The 2,801-nt window shown below is 74.9% G+C and carries 4 protein-coding genes; 2 read left to right on the top strand and 2 right to left on the bottom strand.

The features are described 5' to 3' along the window. On the bottom strand, window positions 1-227 hold a 227-nt coding region (locus ACFWEK_RS20565), incomplete at its 3' end, for a hypothetical protein (protein WP_430555243.1). Between the two features lie 124 nt (window positions 228-351). Here ACFWEK_RS20565 and ACFWEK_RS20560 point away from each other — a divergent pair. Continuing rightward, the gene (locus ACFWEK_RS20560; protein ID WP_430555242.1) at window positions 352-1,140 is read left to right on the top strand and encodes a hypothetical protein; all 789 of its coding nucleotides are present in this window, start codon (window positions 352-354) and stop codon (window positions 1,138-1,140) included. Window positions 1,141-1,208: 68 nt separating this feature from the next. Beyond that, complete coding sequence (locus ACFWEK_RS20555; RefSeq protein WP_430555241.1) at window positions 1,209-1,658, top strand: GNAT family N-acetyltransferase; 450 nt, start codon at window positions 1,209-1,211, stop codon at window positions 1,656-1,658. A gap of 33 nt (window positions 1,659-1,691) precedes the next feature. Here the strand turns inward: ACFWEK_RS20555 and disA are convergent, their stop codons facing one another. After that, the gene (gene disA / locus ACFWEK_RS20550) at window positions 1,692-2,762 is read right to left on the bottom strand and encodes a DNA integrity scanning diadenylate cyclase DisA (RefSeq protein WP_430555240.1); all 1,071 of its coding nucleotides are present in this window, start codon (window positions 2,760-2,762) and stop codon (window positions 1,692-1,694) included. Between the last annotated feature and the right edge of the window lie 39 nt (window positions 2,763-2,801).

Raw genomic sequence — 2,801 nt, 5'->3', positions numbered from 1 at the left:
GGCTCCGCACGGGGCGGCGCGACGTCGTCCGGTCGGTCCTCCGGCGCCGGCGGCTCGGCTGCCCGCTCGTCGGCCGCGCGTTCCTCGACGTCGCGTACCTCGACGTCGCGTTCCTCGACGTCGCGCTCCTCGGGTGCGCGGGCGGCGTCGTCGCGCCAGACCGGGACGCGGGCGACGTCGTCCCGCTCGGGGGGAGCTCGCCGGGGCGACCGCCGCGTCGCCACCACGTCGCAGCTGGTCGCCCCGGGCGGGTCGCGCGCGGGCTCGCGCTCGGCGTCGTCCCGCCGGACGACGAGTCCCCGGCCGCGGAAGCCGGCGGCGCGTCGCGGTCGTCGGTCGCTGATCGTCTCGATGCTGGTCGTGGTGCTGCTGTGCGCGGTGGGCGTCGTCGGCGGCTACGGCCTGGGGCAGGCGGTCGACGGTGCGCGGAGCCTGCTCGCCGGGCCGGAGAGCCTCCCGGCCGACAAGGTCGCGGCCCCCGAGCCTCTGAAGCTGGGTGGTCCGGCCACCACGTGCCGTGCGGACGACGTCGAGCTGAGGCTCTCGTCGAGCGCGCCGACGGTGACGGCGGGGTCCCCGATGTCCTTCATGGTGCGGGTCACGAACGTGGGCCGGGTGCCGTGCCTGTTCGACGGCGACGCCGCCAGCCGCGCGGTGACGATCACCGACGACACGGGCAAGGAGAAGGTCTGGTCGTCCGCGGACTGCTCCGACGGGTCACGACCGCTGCTGCTCGGGCCCGAGGGCGTCGACGCCGGCGAGGTGCACTGGAAGTCCGTCCAGGGCTGTGCGAAGAAGGCGCCGGTCGTCGGGGCGGGCACCTACGAGGCGACCGCGTCGCTGGAGGACGTCCCGGGCGCCACCAGCGAGCCCCTGACGTTCACCGTCGCGGCCAAGGCCGAGGCGAAGACCACCCCGACCCCGGACGCGGGTGACGAGGGCGCGACGTCGGACGACGCCGCGAAGGGCACGACGGACGGCGGCGCGACCGACGACGCGACGCAGCAGGAGACGTCCACGGGGGACGCGAAGGACGACGACGAGGAGTCCGACGACGCCAAGGCCGACGACGCGAAGGGTGCCGAGGACCGCGCCGCCGACCGCAAGGCCACCGCGGACGAGAAGGCCACGACCGACTGACCGTCGGGGCCCGGGGCAGCCCGCGGACCGGCCGACCGGGCACCGGCGCCGTGGCGTAGCGTGCCGGCGTGCTCGAACCCGTCCTCCCCGTCGACGTCCCGGACCTGACCGACTTCCTGCGCGGCGCCGACCTCACGGTGGCGGGACTGGACGCGCCGGCCGTGCGCCTGTGGGCCCGGCGCGACGACGCGGGGATCGCGGCGAGCGCGGGCTACGAGCTCAGCGCGGACGGCCGGCACGCGCTGATCCGCAGCACCGCCGTGCGGCCCGACCTGCGCGGGCGGGGTGCGGGGTTCGCGGCGGCGACGTTCGCCGTCGACCGGGCGAGGGAGTCCGGGGCCGCCACGGCGTGGCTGTTCTCGCGGCGGTCGGGGCCGTTCTGGCAGCGGCTCGGTTTCACCCGCACGACGACGGACGCGCTCGCCGCGGCCCTGCCCGAGGCGCAGCAGGTGAGGCTGTTCCGCCGCACGGGTCAGCTCGACCGGGAGGTCGCGTGGAGCCTGGCGCTGCGCGGGTGAGGTCGACCGTGCGGGTCCGATGCCCCGGACTCGTCAGACGTAGCGCTCCAGGATGCTGGACTCGGCGAGGCGGGACAGGCCCTCGCGCACGGCGCGGGCACGCTGCTCGCCGACGCCGTCGACGGCCATGAGGTCGTCGACGCTCGCCGCGAGGAGCTTCTGCAGCCCGCCGAAGTGCCCGACCAGCCGCTCGATGATGGCGGCGGGCAGGCGCGGCACCTTGGACAGCAGGCGGTAGCCGTGGGGCGCGACGGCGGCGTCGAGCGCCACCCCGCCGCCGGGCAGCTCCAGGACGCGGCCGATGTGGCCGAGGTCGAGCAGCTGCGCGGAGTCGAGGGCGGCGAGATCGGCGTGCACGCTGGCGAGGGAGCGACCGCTGCGCTCGAGCTCCACGTAGTCCCGCACGACGAAGTCGCGGTCGGCGCCGATGCCGCCGATGAGCTCGTCGAGCTGCAGGGCGAGGAGGCGGCCGTCGGCGCCGAGCTCGACGACGTACCCGTCGATCTCCTCGGAGATCCGGCGCACCATCTCGAGGCGCTGGACGACGGAGCACACGTCGCGGACGGTGACGAGGTCCTCGATCTCCAGCGCGGAGAGCGTGCCGGACACCTCGTCGAGGCGGGAGCGGTACCGCTCGAGGGTGGCGAGGGCCTGGTTGGCACGGCCCAGGATGGTGTCCGGGTCCTCCAGCACGTGCCGGTGCGACCCGACGTAGATCGCGATGATCCGCATCGACTGGCTGACCGAGATCACGGGCAGCCCGGACTGCTTGGCCACGCGCTCCGCGGTGCGGTGGCGGGTGCCGGACTCGCTGGTCTCGATCGACGGGTCGGGCAGGAGCTGCACGGCGGCACGACGGATGCGGGTGGCGTCGTGGTCGAGGACGCACGCGCCGTCCATCTTCGACAGCTCGCGCAGCCGGGTGGCGGAGAACTGGACGTCGAGCTCGAAGCCGCCGGAGCACATCTGCTCGACCGTCTTGTCGAGACCGAGCACGATGAGCGCGCCGGTCCGCCCGCGCAGGATGCGTTCCAACCCGTCGCGCAGCTCGGTGCCGGGGGCGACCGCGGCGAGGGTCTCCCTGAGCAGGGCATCGGAGTGCACGGAGGAGGGAGCCTCTGTGGTATACTAAGAAGTGAGGGG

It is taken from the genome of Isoptericola sp. NPDC060257 (assembly GCF_042726645.1).
GTDB lineage: Bacteria > Actinomycetota > Actinomycetes > Actinomycetales > Cellulomonadaceae > Isoptericola > Isoptericola nanjingensis.
This window is presented reverse-complemented; position numbering and strand designations above follow the sequence as displayed.